Raw genomic sequence first — 11,655 nt, 5'->3', positions numbered from 1 at the left:
AGCGATGCCCGCTGGACAAAGAAAAACGGTTTATACAGACTCGGTTACAAACAACATACCCGTACCGATGAGGAAGGCTATATCGAGAAACTGCACATTACCCCCGCCAACGCCCATGAGTGCAACCATCTGTCCCCTTTGCTGGAAGGTATAGCCGAAGGTACGACCGTCTATGCCGACAAAGGCTACGACAGTAAGGAAAACCGACAACATCTGAAAGAACATCAGTTGTTGGACGGCATTATGCGCAAAGCCCACCGCAACCGTCCGCTGACGGAAGCACAAACCAAACGTAATCGATATTTGTCGAAGACCCGTTATGTGGTCGAACAAAGCTTTGGTACGCTACACCGTAAATTCCGCTATGCCCGGGCAGCCTATTTCGGGCTGATTAAAGTGAGTGCGCAAAGCCATCTGAAGGCGATGTGTTTGAACCTGTTGAAAGCGGCCAACAGGCTAAGTGTGCCTGTTGCCGCCTAAAAGGCAGCCCGGATGCCTGATTAATCAGGTATCCAAGGGGGATTAAGGGGGGATTTGAGTAGAATCAGTGGATATTTGAAACAAAAACAGCCGAAAATCTTTATTTGGATCTCGGCTGTCGGAAGGAAAGGAATTTTGCAAAGGTCTCAACTCAACATTCAAACCAAACAAACAGGCAAAAAAAGGTCGTCTGAAAGCCCCTTATTTCTTTCAGACGACCTTGAATTCCCGCTTTGTATTGTTTTCGGGTATTTTATTGCAGGGTAAAGCCTGCTTTGAAATCCAGCTTCGGCACGCCGATGATAAAACGCTCGCCGATACTGTCTTCAAATTCGTATGCGCCTTCGATACTGCCCCAAGGCGTGCTGATTTGCGAGCCGCTGTTGTACTCATATTCCTCACCCGGATACAGGACAGGCTGCTCTTCGATCAAACCGCCGTGTCCGACCTGCCCGATTTCCCCGTGCCCGTCGGTAACTTCCCAAAACCGCTGGCGCAATGTGATAACTTCATTGCTGCGGTTGCAGATGGTGATTTGATAATTAAAAGCATAGCGATCACGATAAACATCGCTTTGTCCGGCGATATAACGCGGCTTTACACTGATTTCTATATTATTCATTTTGCTTCCCCGTAATGATGCGGTTCTATTTTTATTTAAACGTGAGTGAAAGTGTGCCTGCCTTATATTTTTTATCAGCAGTCATATATTTAATTGTGTGTATTTAAAAAATCCAAGATGCCAGCCCTAATACCAGACCGGTCATCAGTGCGGCGATCAGGTCGTCAAGCATAATGCCCAGTCCGCCGTGGATACGGCTGTCGAACCATTTAATCGGCCAAGGCTTGAGCATGTCGAACATTCGGAACACGATAAAAGCCGCAAACCACCAGCTCCAGCGGAAAGGTACGAAAGACAAAACCAAAATCATTGCTACGATTTCATCCCAAACGATACCTCCGTAATCCTGTATGCCCAGTTCTTTTTCGGTATAACCGCAAATGCGGATTCCCCAAACAAACATGGCGATACACAGCAATGCCAAAACCCAGCCGCCGATTCCGATCAAATGAAGGACAAATGCCAAAGGCAAAGCCGCCAAAGTACCGGCCGTTCCCGGCGCAACGGGAGAAAGACCGCTGCCGAAACCAAAGCCCAAGAAGCATAAAGGACGCTCTTTGAGCCATTTGAAAGTAGGTTTAAATTCAGCCAAAATGATCGAACCCCCGTGAAGTAAGCAATAATTCGCCGCCTTTTTTATCCTTTATTTTCAGACGGCCTGAGTTGTTTGTTTTCCCTATCCTCGTTACCGCCACACCGCATTGCGCTGCTGCGGCAAGGATTTCACTGCGACGGTCTGCGGAAGCGGTAAATACCAATTCGTAATCGTCGCCGCCCGATAAGGCGAAAGCCGTCCATTGTTCTTCAGACAGCGATGTTCTCAATTCATCAGGAACCGGCAAGACATCTATCGAAATTTCCGCCCCCAAAGACGACGCGGTCAAAATGTGCCCCAAATCCTGCGCCAGCCCGTCCGAAATATCTTGGGCGGCATGGGCAAGCGGCAAAAGTGCCAAACCTAAATCTACCCTTGGCTCCGGTCTGAGGAGTTTATCTTCGCAAAGTCCGAAGACTTCCGGCGGCAGGGTGCAGTTTTTCAGACGATGGTTTAATGCTGCCGCAGCCATACCGATTTGCCCGGACACCCAAATATCATCCCCTTCTTGCGCTGCATCGCGCCGCAGGGCTTGCCCTTGGGGCAGTTCGCCGACGATGGTGATGTTGAATACCAAATCACCTTTGGTCGTATCGCCGCCGATAAGCGTGATGCCGAAACGTTGTGCCAGCGAGAAGAAACCTTCGCAAAACCGCGTCAGCCATTTTTCGTCCAAATCGGGCAATCCCGCACTGAGCAGAACCCATTTTGGAACGGCACCCATCGCCGCCATATCGGATATGTTAACTGCAAGCATTTTCCATGCCAAATCTTCAGGAGAAACATCTGAAAAAAAATGTTTGTCCTTAATCAACATATCGGCACTAAAACACAAATCAAATCCTATACTTGGACGGATGATGGCTGCATCGTCCCCGATACCCAACACCAAACCTTCCGCCTGCTGTTTTTGCAAAAACTGTCTAATAAAGTCAAATTCTGTCATATTTAGTGTAAAAAATTGTCAACTCGTTTACCTTACAGGAAACCGTAGGGCAAGACATTCCTTTTATATAGTGGATTAAATTTAAATCAGGACAAGGCGACGAAGCCGCAGACAGTACAGATAGTACGGCAAGGCGAGGCAACGCCGTACTGGTTTAAAGTTAATCCACTATAAATAGCGATGTTCATTGCGTTATCACTAGGATTCACAACCCAATGTCGTCTGAAAACGTGGCTCCGATAAGACGGAATGTTTTCAGACGACCTTTTCTGCTGCCAGCAACATTTCCACATTCCGCTCGGTCGCTTCGGCTATCTCTTCGACGGCAACGCCGCGTATTTCGGCGACGATGGCGGCGATTTGGCGGATGTTGGCGGGTGTGTTGATTTCGTTTTTCAGCATAAATGGGCTGTCGGTTTCCAAGACGAAATCGTTGTCATTCAAGGTTTTTAGGGTTTCGCGTATTTTTCGTGCGTTTGGGTTGAGCAACAGCGAACCGATGCCGATTTTGAAACCCAATTTCGTCAACACGCGCGCTTCTTCTGCGCTGCCGGAGAAGGCGTGAACGATGCCGCCTTGGGTAAAACCTGTCTGCTTGACGGCGGCGGCGATGTCGGCGGTGGCTTTGAGATTATGGATAATCACGCGGCGGCGCAGGGTTTGCGCGATGACAAGCTGGCGGCTGAAGACTTGGATTTGCCGTTCGCGCTTTCGTTGCGTTTGGGTTTTGTCGTAAAAATCCAAGCCGATTTCGCCGACCCAAGCCGTCGGACGCGCTTGCAATGCCTGTTCCAAACGCTGGAAATCCGGTTCGGAAACGTCGTCTGAAAACCAAGGATGAATGCCGAGTGCGATATGGATATTGCCTAAAATCGGGTTTTCAGACGACCTTTCCGCGAAATCCGCTACGTCCTGCCAATCCTGCGGTCGGGTCGCAGGAACGATAAACCGCCCTACTCCTGCCTCCCGCGCGGCGGTCAAAACGTGCAGCAGGTTTTCGCGTAAGGCGGGATCGGCGAGGTGACAATGGGTGTCGGTCAGGTTCATTTCGATTTCACAATAATTGCAGTCTCACCAACTCTTTTTCTACATCTTCCGCACCCCAGCCTTGCGATACGGCGAGGGTCATGAGCGCGGTGGCGGTTTCGAGGTTGCATTTGCCGCCGTTGATGATGCCCGAGTTGCGGAACGCGTTGCCTTGCGCGTAAACGGCGGCGGTTCTGCCTTGTCGGACTTGGCTGATGTTGAGCAGCAGTTTGCCTTGCTGCGTGAAGTCTTGCACGGCGCGGATAAAGCCTTCGTCTGCGGGGGTGTTGCCGTGTCCGTAGCTTTGCAGGATAAGGGCTTGGGCGGGAAGCTGTCCGAGTCCGTTCGCAAGTTCTTGGACGGCAAAGCCGGGGATAAGCGTGCGGACGGCGATTTTTGCCTGCGGGTCGGGATAGCGGATTTTGAGGTCGTCTGAAACATCCGCCGCCTCTTGTGACGGGATGCGAAGATTGTGCCAGCCATGGGTTTCGTCCCATTCGGCGATGGCGCCGAAATGCGGATTGTCGAAACCTGCGGCGGTTTCGGTGCTGACTTTGCTGCTGCCGACAGCGGGATACAGTTTGCCGTCAAAGGAGATGACGGTTTGTTTGAGCTTGAGGTTGAAGGCGGCGACGGCGGTGGAGAGGTTGCGCGGGGCATCGCTGTTTTCGGCGGCGTAAGGCCATTGGGAGCCGGTCAGGACGATCGGTTTACCCAAGCCTTGCAGGGCGAGCGCGAGAAGGTTGGCGGTGTACGCCATGCTGTCCGTGCCGTGCAGTATCAGGATACCGTCGCAGGAAGGCAGTTTGGCGGCAATGATGTCCAGCCAGTCGCGCCAGTGTTGCAGCGTGACGGAGGAGGAATCAATCAAGGGTTTGCAGACGTGCCACTCGAAGTCGAGGTCGTCTGAAAAGGGGGAAAGGGCTTGGCTGACCAGCGCGGTATCGGGGCGCAGACCTTCGCTGCTTTGGGTCATGCCTATGGTGCCGCCTGTGTAGAGGACGAAGATTTTTTGTTTCATGGACATCATCGGGTCGTCTGAAAATAATGATGCGGCTTATTTAACTATATTTCGGACAGGCTGGCAATTTGGCGGCGCGGACGGTTTTCAGACGACCTTAAAATGAAAAAGCACCCTGAGGCTGTCGATATTTAATTTTCCAAGCGGATTTTTATTCACGAAGCGGAAGATTCAAAGCAGAAGATACCGCTTTGGATAAAAAACACGGAAACTATTGAATATCGGCAACCTCTTTAGGTGCTTGATTTTATTGTTCGCTTTGCGCGGCTTTTTTGGCTGCCTTGACTGCTTTGCGCTGCGCCCGCTTTTCGCTCAACTTGGTACGGTAGAACTGAAGGCGTTGGCGTTTTTTCCACCAGAACCATGCCAACGCTACTGCCAACACACCTAAAACAACGAAGATACCGGATTGCAGGCTGTGCATTTTTGCCATCAACCAATCGATGTTGTTCGCACCATATTCGCCCAAATAAATCCAAACCGGCACGGAAATCAGCGCGGCAAGCCCGTCCATCAGGATGAAGCGGGTATAGGAAACTTTGCGGCTGATGCCCGCTGTCACGAAAACGGCGGTACGCAAACCGGGCAGGAAGCGGGCGACAAACAATACCCAGTTGCCGTATTTGTCGAATTTTTCCTGAACCTGCGCGTAACGCTTCGGCGTCATCACACGGGCAATGGGTTTGAACTTGAGGATTTTCTGCCCCCACGCCCGTCCGGCGAAAAACATAATTCCATCCCCCGCCAATACGCCGAGCATACCGACGACAACCATCCAGTGCGAATTGGTGTACCCCAAGCCGGAAATCACGCCGCCTGTCACCAGCGTCAAATCTTCGGGAATCGGTACGCCAAAGCCGCAGATGACCAAAACGAAAAACACGGCTGCGTAGCCGTATTGGACAAAAAAGGCTTCTAAAAAGGCAAACATGGCGTATCCGTCGGTTGTAATGTGGAGGGAAAATTCATTTGAACTGATGTTGTATTTTACCAAAGATAGGGTCGTCTGAAAGAAATAACAAGGAATGTTGCGCAAATATGCGTGAACAATATCCCTTGATGTGTTTCAGACGACCTCGAATCCTAAAAAACACAGTGGATTAACCTTAAACCGGCATGGCGTTCCCCCGCCTTGCCCTGATTCAAAATTAATCCACTGCACCGCCGTTTCCGCTTGCATAGAAACGACGGCAGTTTCAAGGTTTGCTAAAAACCTGATTGTTTTCCGACAGCATTACTGCTTGCCGGTAATGGCTGCCGCGATGCGTTCCGCGCCTTTTTTCGCCCAGTCCGCCTGACGCGCTTCGACCATGACGCGCACGACCGGCTCGGTACCTGATGCGCGCAAGACAACGCGGCCTTTGCCTTCAAGCTCTTTTTCCACTTCAGCCAACACGTCTTTCGAGGCTTCCTGCCATTTCTGACCTTTTTGGATGCGCACGTTGATCATGGTTTGCGGATACGGCTGCCAGTCGGCGCAAACGGTGGCGAGGTCTTGGTTCAGGATTTGCAGCGCTGCCAAAACCTGCAGCGCGGAGATGATGCCGTCGCCGGTGTTGTGTTTGTCCATGCACAAAATATGGCCGCTGGCTTCGCCGCCGATGAGCCAGCCGCGTTGGTTCAGCTGCTCCAACACATAGCGGTCGCCCACTTTGGCGCGGCAGAAATCGACGCCCTGCTCTTTCAGGGCAATTTCCATCGCCATATTGGTCATGACCGTACCGACCACGCCGCCGATGTTGATGCCTTCGCGGGCGCGTGCTTTGGCGATGACGTAAATCAGGCTGTCGCCGTCGTACACTTTGCCGTTGCGGTCAACCATCATCAAGCGGTCACCGTCGCCGTCCAACGCGATGCCGTAGTCGGCTTCGTTTTGCAATACGGCGGCCTGCAAGGCTTTGGGATGGGTTGCGCCGCATTTTTCGTTGATGTTGTAGCCATTGGGTTCGTCGCCGATGCTGACGACTTGTGCGCCGAGTTCGTGGAACACTTTGGGCGCAACGTCATAGCCTGCGCCATGTGCGGTATCGACCACCAATTTCAGGCCGCGCAAATCCAAATGACTGGGGAAGGTGGATTTGCAAAATTCGATGTAGCGGTCGTCCGCGCCGTTGATACGGCGGGCGCGTCCGAGGCGGGCAGACGGCTGGGTTTTCATTTCCTCGTCGATTTTGGCTTCGATCTCCAACTCGATTTCATCGCTCAGTTTCACGCCGCCTTCGGCAAAGAATTTGATGCCGTTATCGGAATAAACATTATGCGACGCGGAAATCATCACGCCGGCGGACAAACGCAGCGCGCGGGTCAGATAAGCCACGCCCGGCGTAGGCAGCGGACCGGTTTGGATGACGTTGACACCTGCGGCGGTAAAGCCCGCCACCAGCGCGGCTTCGAGCATATAGCCGGAAATGCGCGTGTCTTTGCCGATCAGGACGGTCGGCTTCTGTCCGCCGTCATGCTGCACCAACACCTGCCCCGCCGCATAACCTAGTTTCAATACGAAATCGGGGGTAATCGGAAATTGACCGACTTCGCCGCGTACGCCGTCCGTGCCGAAATATTTTTTTGCCATGAGTTTGCTCCGTGAGGATGTTTTTAGAATGGGGTTACCCGTAAATGTCATAACGGGCAGTATAGGGGGTTTTATGCAAAACTGTTGGGATTTATGTTTAGCGTCATTAGATTGCGCCTGAGCGGTATAGTTTCTTATCTTATCAAAACCCGAAACAAGTTAACCGGATTAAACAAACGGGTCGTCTGAAACCGTCAAACTTGTTTTCAGACGACCTCTTTATCACTATAGTGGATTAAATTTAAACCAGTACGGCGTTGCCTCGCCTTAGCTCAAAGAGAACGATTCTCTAAGGTGCTCAAGCACCAAGTGAATCGGTTCCGTACTATCTGTACTGTCTGCGGCTTCGTCGCCTTGTCCTGATTTTTGTTAATCCACTATATTTCAGGGGCTGCCGACATTTCATTTTCAAAGTGTTTTTTTGCTTCCAGAACAGAAGCTATTAAATGCCGGCAATCCCTAAAGCGTCCCACACCTTCAACGCATCCGCCGTCGCCTTCACATCATGCACCCGCAAAATTTGCGCGCCGCGCGCTACGGAAGCCAACGCCGCCGCCACACTGCCGTGTACGCGTTCCGCCGCGTCTGCCTCGCCGGTCAGATCGCCTATCATGCGTTTGCGCGACACGCCGATCAGCAGTGGGAAACCCGTTTGCGCCATCAATTCGGGCAAATGCCGCATCAGCGCGATATTGTGTTGCAGGGTTTTGCCGAAGCCGAAGCCGGGGTCGAGTATGATGCGTTGCGGTGAGATGCCTGCCGCGATACATTCCGCTGAGCGCACTTTCAAATACCGAGCGACTTCGCCGACAACATCCTGATATTTCGGATTAATCTGCATATTTTCGGGCAAACCCTGCATGTGCATCAGGCAAATGCCCGTATCCGCCTGACTCGCCAGCAATTCGACCGCGCCCTCGTCAGTCAACGCCGCCACATCATTAATAATATCGACGACACCGAGTGCCAACGCTTTTTCCATAATCACCGTGCGGCGCGTGTCCAAACTGACGGGAACGCCCCACCCCGCCACTTCCGCCAACACAGGCGCAACACGCGCCCATTCTTCTTCAGGCGAAACATAATCCGCACCCGGCCGCGTCGATTCGCCGCCGATGTCGAGAATGTCCGCGCCTTCTTTTAAAAGCTGTTCGGCGTGTGCCAAGGCTGTTTGGGCGTTTTGCGAATACACGCCGCCGTCGGAAAAAGAATCGGGCGTCAGGTTGACGATACCCATGATTTTCGGCTTGTCCAAACCGATTTCAAACCTGCCTGCCTGCCAGATGCGCGTGGTCATGATGGTATTCCGTAAAATAATGAAGACGAAATTATAGGTCGTCTGAAAACATCATGCAGCTTTCAGACGACCCCGTTTTACAAATCCTGCCGTTTAATGCCAAAATCAGGTTTACCGTCCTAATCCGCCTGATAAAGGAAACAGCCATGTACCGACACGTCGAATACTATCCCGGCGACCCGATTTTGAGTTTGGTCGAAACCTTCAAAAACGACCCGCGTCCTGAAAAAGTCAATTTGAGCATAGGCATTTATTTCGACGACGAAGGCAAAATGCCCGTGTTGGAATCCGTGAGCCGTGCCGAAACCGCCCGCGCCGCCACGCCTGCGCCGTCGCCCTATCTGCCGATGGAAGGCTTGAACACTTACCGCAGCGCGGTGCAGCATTTGTTATTCGGCAAAGACAACCCCGCGTTCGCACAAGGACGCATCGTTACCGTACAAACCTTGGGCGGCTCGGGCGCGCTCAAAGTCGGGGCGGACTTCCTGCACCGCTGGTTCCCCGCAGCGCGTGCCTACGTCAGCGACCCGACTTGGGACAACCACCGCGGCATTTTTGAAGGCGCGGGTTTCGAGGTCGGTACTTATCCTTATTACGACCCCGCCACCGTCGGCGTCAAATTCGACGAAATGACCGCGTTTTTCAACACCCTGCCCGAACACAGCGTTCTAATCCTGCACCCCTGCTGCCACAACCCGACCGGCGTGGATATGTTGGAACAGCAATGGGACGAAGTGTTGCACATCATCAAAACGCGCAAACTGATTCCGTTTATGGACATTGCCTACCAAGGCTTCGGCGGCGATTTGGACAGCGATGCCTACGCCATCCGCAAGGCGCTGGAAATGGAATTGCCCTTGTTCGTCAGCAACTCATTCTCGAAAAACCTGTCGCTCTACGGCGAGCGCGTCGGCGGCTTGAGCGTGGTTTGCCCGAATAAAGAAGAAGCGGAATTGGTGTTCGGACAGCTCAAATTCACCGTCCGCCGCATCTATTCCAGCCCGCCCGCACACGGCGCCTACATCGCCGCCGATGTGATGAACAGCCCCGAACTTTACGCCTTGTGGCAAAACGAAGTCTATGTCATGCGCGACCGCATCCGCGCCATGCGGCAGAAACTTTATGACGTCTTGGCCGCCCAAATCCCCAACCGCGATTTCACTTATTTCATCAAACAGCGCGGCATGTTCAGCTACACAGGATTGAGCATGGAACAAGTCCGCAGGTTGCGCGACGAATTTGCCGTTTACCTGCTGGATTCGGGCAGGATGTGCGTTGCCGGACTGAATGCCTCGAATATCGCCTATGTTGCCGATGCGTTTGCCGAAGTGTTGAAATAAAACACAAAAAGCAAAAGGTCGCCTGAAACCCGATGTAGTTTTATTTGAAGTAAATCAAAAGGCCGCCCGAAAAATTTTCATCTTTCAGACGGCCTCTCTATAATTGGCGCACCCAACAGGGATCGAACCTGTGACCTCCAGCTTCGGAAACTGACACTCTTCCAACTGAGCTATGGGTGCAGGGAAGGCGTAAGATTAACGCAAATCCCGCCTGTTGGCAAAGCCTATTATGCAGGATGGCGCAAACAAGACAAATTTGCAGAAAATTCCCTGCAAATAATCAACAACATAACTAATCCACCCCTTAACAAACGGCAAAAAACTGCCGCCTTTGCGTATATTTTCCACAAGAGCGATTGGAAAGCCCCTGTGAATTCAGTATAATCCAGCAAAATATTGTTAACTGCGTTTAACACACCAAACTATAACTCAAAGCACAACCTAACCTAACGGCGAGGCCTACCAAATGAAACAACTCCGCGACTCAAAAGCCCAAGGCTCTGCATTGTTTACCCTTGTGAGCGGTATCATCATTGCTATTGCAGTCATTTACTTCCTCATCAAATTGGCGGGCAGCGGCTCGTTCGCAGACGTTAACCAATCGTCCGAAGCCGCCACGCAAACCCGTATCCAACCCGCAGGGCAGCTCGCCTTAGGCGACGGCATTCCGGTAGGCGAACGCAAAGGCGATCAGATTTTCAACAAAATCTGTATCCAATGTCACGCTGCGGACAGCTCCGTCCCCAACGCGCCTAAAATCGAAAACAACGGCGACTGGGCTCCCCGTATAGGACAGGGTTTCGACACGCTGTTCCAACACGCTCTGAACGGCTTTAACGCCATGCCTGCCAAAGGTGGTGCAGCCGATTTGACTGACCAAGAACTCAAACGCGCCATTACTTACATGGCCAACAAGAGCGGCGGCAACTTCCCTGATCCTGATGCCGCAGCACCTGCCGATCAAGCAGCTTCAGGCGATGCAGCCGCATCCGCACCTGCCGCTGCCGGCTCTGCTCCCGCAGCCGACGCACCTAAAGCCGATGACAAAGGCGCGGCCGCTCCTGCAGCCGGCGGTGCAGACGGTCAAAAAGTTTACGAAGCCAACTGTAAAATGTGTCACGGCGGCACCATCCCCGGTGCTCCCGGCGTAGGCAAAAATGACGAGTGGGCTCCGCGCATCAAACAAGGTAAAGAAACCCTGTACAAACACGCTCTCGAAGGCTTCAACGCCATGCCTGCCAAAGGCGGTAACGCCGGTCTGAGCGACGACGAAGTCAAAGCAGCGGTCAACTACATGGCCAACCAATCAGGCGCTAAATTCTGATTCATTCAGAAAACGCCATAGATGCTCCATCAAAAACGCACCTTCAAACAAGGTGCGTTTTTGATGGCTATACCACTTGCTTACGCTTAACAAGAGAAAAACAAAAAGCAGATAGCAACTCTAAGATTTTTATACTTGCATACAAGCCATACCCTCACTTTCCCTACCGAAACAGGAAAAGTGCAAGATTACCGTGACAGCAACAAAGTTATTCGAAATCCAGCTGCTCTATAGCCCGAATTGTGCAGATACTTAAAAATCAGTGTTGAAGCCTGATCTCCCAAATGACAAAATTGCCGCAAACAACACCTTCATCATCATTCCCTATTTCACCATTCCTCCACTTATAGTGGATTAACTTTAAACCACTATACAAGATAGAGGGCAGGCTTGAATTTCAATTCATACCGATTTGCGGCAAGAATTCCAATT

General features: G+C 52.0%; 11 protein-coding genes and 1 tRNA gene. 3 read left to right on the top strand and 9 right to left on the bottom strand.

The annotated features are described in order from the left end of the window. A partial coding sequence (locus tag NSCA4_RS0111070) for an IS5 family transposase (RefSeq protein ID WP_016688181.1) occupies positions 1–480 on the top strand: 480 nt, incomplete at its 5' end. Positions 481–733: 253 nt separating this feature from the next. Here the strand turns inward: NSCA4_RS0111070 and apaG are convergent. The 8 genes from apaG to folP form a co-directional block, all read right to left on the bottom strand. Beyond that, a complete protein-coding gene (apaG, locus tag NSCA4_RS0111065) occupies positions 734–1,102 on the bottom strand; it encodes a Co2+/Mg2+ efflux facilitator ApaG/CorD (protein WP_003743457.1) in 369 nt (122 codons plus the stop codon). Between the two features lie 103 nt (positions 1,103–1,205). Continuing rightward, a complete protein-coding gene (locus NSCA4_RS0111060) occupies positions 1,206–1,694 on the bottom strand; it encodes a phosphatidylglycerophosphatase A family protein (protein WP_016688180.1) in 489 nt (162 codons plus the stop codon). Next, positions 1,687–2,643, bottom strand: a complete 957-nt coding sequence (gene thiL, locus NSCA4_RS0111055; protein WP_016688179.1) for a thiamine-phosphate kinase — start codon at positions 2,641–2,643, stop codon at positions 1,687–1,689. The genes NSCA4_RS0111060 and thiL overlap by 8 nt, the downstream gene beginning before the upstream one ends. 255 nt (positions 2,644–2,898) lie before the next feature. Next, positions 2,899–3,690 (bottom strand): TatD family hydrolase, encoded by a 792-nt coding sequence (locus NSCA4_RS0111050; RefSeq protein WP_016688178.1) that lies wholly within the window; start codon positions 3,688–3,690, stop codon positions 2,899–2,901. Between the two features lie 7 nt (positions 3,691–3,697). Further along, complete coding sequence (locus NSCA4_RS0111045; RefSeq protein ID WP_029609745.1) at positions 3,698–4,690, bottom strand: asparaginase; 993 nt, start codon at positions 4,688–4,690, stop codon at positions 3,698–3,700. 247 nt (positions 4,691–4,937) lie between these two features. Further along, positions 4,938–5,621 (bottom strand): DedA family protein, encoded by a 684-nt coding sequence (locus NSCA4_RS0111035; RefSeq protein WP_029609743.1) that lies wholly within the window; start codon positions 5,619–5,621, stop codon positions 4,938–4,940. A gap of 303 nt (positions 5,622–5,924) precedes the next feature. Next, positions 5,925–7,262: a phosphoglucosamine mutase gene (gene glmM, locus NSCA4_RS0111030; RefSeq protein WP_003743468.1), complete on the bottom strand. Its 1,338-nt coding sequence runs from the start codon at positions 7,260–7,262 to the stop codon at positions 5,925–5,927. A gap of 442 nt (positions 7,263–7,704) precedes the next feature. After that, entirely contained in the window at positions 7,705–8,559 is an 855-nt protein-coding gene (folP, locus tag NSCA4_RS0111025) for a dihydropteroate synthase (RefSeq protein WP_016688175.1), read from the bottom strand. A 146-nt stretch (positions 8,560–8,705) separates the two neighbouring features. Here folP and NSCA4_RS0111020 point away from each other — a divergent pair, with 146 nt between their 5' ends. Next, on the top strand, positions 8,706–9,899 hold the full coding sequence (locus NSCA4_RS0111020) for an amino acid aminotransferase (RefSeq protein ID WP_029609742.1): 1,194 nt from the start codon (positions 8,706–8,708) through the stop codon (positions 9,897–9,899). 104 nt (positions 9,900–10,003) lie between these two features. On the opposite strand, the gene NSCA4_RS0111015 is transcribed toward NSCA4_RS0111020, so the two are convergent. Beyond that, a tRNA-Arg gene (locus NSCA4_RS0111015) sits at positions 10,004–10,079 on the bottom strand. Between the two features lie 286 nt (positions 10,080–10,365). Here NSCA4_RS0111015 and NSCA4_RS0111010 point away from each other — a divergent pair. Continuing rightward, complete coding sequence (locus NSCA4_RS0111010; RefSeq protein WP_016688173.1) at positions 10,366–11,223, top strand: c-type cytochrome; 858 nt, start codon at positions 10,366–10,368, stop codon at positions 11,221–11,223. Positions 11,224–11,655: the final 432 nt, after the last annotated feature.

Origin of the sequence: Neisseria sicca 4320, assembly GCF_000193735.1 — a bacterium.
Classification (GTDB): domain Bacteria; phylum Pseudomonadota; class Gammaproteobacteria; order Burkholderiales; family Neisseriaceae; genus Neisseria; species Neisseria sicca_E.
The sequence above is the reverse complement of the archived record's forward strand: the minus strand, read 5'-3'. Positions and strand labels throughout refer to the sequence as shown.